Raw genomic sequence first — 2,456 nt, forward strand, 5'->3', positions numbered from 1 at the left:
GTCCTGATTTAAATTTAATCCACTATAACGGCGAAATAAGCGCAAAGGTCGTCTGAAAATAGCTTAGAAAACAGGGAGAATATGTATGTTTATGATATCGGGTCTGTTGTTGTGTCTGTTATGGTGTGCAGTTGATATCGTTGCCGTCAATCGAGGATTCGGATTAAACACAAAACAAAGCATTATCGCCGGTATGAGCCTGTTTGCAGTTCAAATGATCGGGGCATTGTGTGTGGGTGTGGCGGTTGCTCTGATTGCCGAACCGATTGTCCGCCATTTTTTCGGGAACAGTGAGGCTACCATTGGCATCAGTCTTTTGACGGGTTATGCGTCCGTACCGGTTTCTACTTATCTGGTGGGGTTGTGGTGGCTGAAACAATATCAGCTTCCGAGGATGGAAAAGCCTGATCGTTTGTTTGTCAAAACGGTTGCAGCCGCTCTGCCTTTGGTGCAGTTATTTTGTTTGTTGTTTCGCTGTCTAACGGTTGATAAACGTTATACAGGGAGTGAAAAAGGTCGTCTGAAAACCTTAAATCTGGGTTTTCAGACGACCTTTTGTCCTGATGGGGCTGTCTTTATTTGTTGGCGTTCAGATAAAGGTTGATCAGGCGGGTGGTGGAGCTGTCGTGTTTTTGTACGCCGGTTTCGCCGGTCAGCTCGGCGAGGATGGTTTTGGCGAGCTGTTTGCCGAGTTCGACGCCCCATTGGTCGAAGCTGTTGATGCCCCAAATGATGCCTTGGACGAAGGTTTTGTGTTCGTACATGGCGATCAGGCTGCCCATGTTGCGGGGGTTGATTTTGTCCATGAGGATGAGGTTGGTCGGGCGGTTGCCTGAGAAGGTTTTGTGCGGAACCAGCTCTTCAATGCGCTCTGCTTCCATGCCTTGGGCTTTGAGTTCGGCGCGGACTTCGTCGGGGGTTTTGCCGCGCATGAAGGCTTCGGCTTGGGCGAAGACGTTGGCGAGCAGGATTTCGTGGTGGCCGCGCAGGTTGCTGCGTTTTTCAAGCGAGGCGATGAGGTCGATCGGGGTGATGTGGGTACCTTGGTGCAGCAGTTGGAAGAAGGCGTGCTGACCGTTGATGCCGGTTTCGCCCCAAATAATCGGGGAGGTTTCGTAGCCGACTGCTTTGCCGTCGAGGGTAACTTGTTTGCCGTTGCTCTCCATGTCGAGCTGCTGGATGAATTTGGGCAGGCGGTGGAGGTGTTGGTCGTAGGGGGCAATGACGTGGCTGCCGCCGCCGTAGTAGTTGATGTACCAGATGCCGATGAGGGCGAGGATGACGGGCATGTTGCGCTCAAGCGGGGTGTTGATGAAGTGTTGGTCCATCAGGTGCGCGCCGTTGAGCATTTCGATGAAGTTTTCTTCGCCCAAATAGAGCATGATGGGCAGGCCGATGGCTGACCAGAGGCTGTATCGTCCGCCGACCCAGTCCCAAAATTCGAACATGTTGGCGGTGTCGATGCCGAATTCGGCAACGGCTTTTTGGTTGGTGGAGACGGCGACGAAGTGTTTGGCGACGGCGGCTTCGTCGCCTGCATGGTCAAGGAACCATTTGCGCGCGGTCAGGGCGTTGGTGAGGGTTTCTTGGGTGGTGAAGGTTTTGGAGGCGATGATGAAGAGGGTGGTCTCGGGGTGGACTTTGGACAATACGTCGCGCAGTTGGGAGCCGTCCACGTTGGAGACGAAGTGCATGTTGAGGCGGGGGTGTCCGAAGGGTTTGAGCGCGGTACACATCATCAGCGGGCCGAGGTCGGAGCCGCCGATGCCGATGTTGACGATGTCGGTGATGACTTGGTTGGTATAGCCCAGCCAGCTGCCGCTGCGGACTTCGTGTGCGAATTCGCCCATGCGTTGGAGGACGTGGTTGACTTTGGGCATGACGTCTTCGCCGTCAACGACGATGGGGGAGTTGGTGCGGTTGCGCAGGGCGACGTGGAGGACGGCGCGGTTTTCGGTGGTGTTGATTTTTTCGCCGCGGAACATCTGCTGCATGCGTTCGGGCACGCCTGCTTCACGGGCAAGCTCGAACAACAGTGCCATGGTTTCGTCGTTGATGCGGTTTTTGGAGTAATCCAGCGTCAGTCCGCCGACTTGCAGCCAGTAGCGTTCGGCACGCTGCGGGTCTTGATCGAACATTTCGCGCATGTGTTGTTCTTTGGTTTCGTCAAAATGTATCCATAATTTTGACCAAGCCGGTAAGTCGTGAAGGTGTTTCATCGGATGCTCCTGAGGTTGGACGGTTTTGTGGGAAAACGGCCGCGAGGTCGTCTGAAACGGGAACGGGTGGGTTTCCGTTTTTAGGGTTGGGTGTGAATGCGGGGTCTGCCGTTATTTGGGTTCAGCAGGGAAGGAAAACGGCGGCACTGATTTTTTGGCCGGTATTTTCAGACGACCTTGGGATATGTCGGGTCGTCTGAAAATGTATAGTGGCTTAACTTTAAACCAGTACGGCGT

At 53.9% G+C, this 2,456-nt stretch carries 2 protein-coding genes; one reads left to right on the forward strand and one right to left on the reverse strand.

Annotated features, from left to right (window positions below; translation table 11 throughout):
• Positions 1–85 precede the first annotated feature (85 nt).
• On the forward strand, positions 86–604 hold the full coding sequence (locus HMPREF3066_RS13020; protein ID WP_060974469.1) for a hypothetical protein: 519 nt from the start codon (positions 86–88) through the stop codon (positions 602–604).
• On the opposite strand, the gene pgi is transcribed toward HMPREF3066_RS13020, so the two are convergent.
• Complete coding sequence (gene pgi / locus HMPREF3066_RS00420; RefSeq protein WP_003768546.1) at positions 576–2,219, reverse strand: glucose-6-phosphate isomerase; 1,644 nt, start codon at positions 2,217–2,219, stop codon at positions 576–578. The genes HMPREF3066_RS13020 and pgi overlap by 29 nt on opposite strands.
• Positions 2,220–2,456 lie beyond the last annotated feature (237 nt).

This window comes from Neisseria sp. HMSC03D10 (genome assembly GCF_001807625.1).
In the GTDB taxonomy this organism is placed as follows: domain Bacteria; phylum Pseudomonadota; class Gammaproteobacteria; order Burkholderiales; family Neisseriaceae; genus Neisseria; species Neisseria mucosa.